The following is a 200-nucleotide window of genomic DNA, read 5'->3' as shown; positions in this document are numbered from 1 at the left end:
GCGATGTATTTTGCCTTGCGGGTCGATTCCCGCCTGATCCAGTCCTCAGACAGGGTGGCGAACAGGTCCGTGGCTGACTTCTTCTGGATGTTGCGGCTTTTGACCTGCTTGAGCGCCATGTCCCCGAACACCGGGATGACGCGGCGGTAGTGGTTGGTCAAAAGGGTTTGAACGGACCTGGTGTGGGCGATGAACACATG

General features: G+C 58.0%; 1 pseudogene. It reads right to left on the bottom strand.

Going from position 1 to position 200, the window contains the following annotated elements:
* A pseudogene (locus BGIM_RS67690) lies at positions 1 to 200 on the bottom strand (phage minor head protein); the annotation flags it as partial.

The sequence above is a fragment of the Zavarzinella formosa DSM 19928 genome, from assembly GCF_000255705.1.
GTDB lineage: Bacteria > Planctomycetota > Planctomycetia > Gemmatales > Gemmataceae > Zavarzinella > Zavarzinella formosa.
Note: the sequence above shows the minus strand (reverse complement) of the source record. Positions and strands in the feature narration are given on the sequence as shown.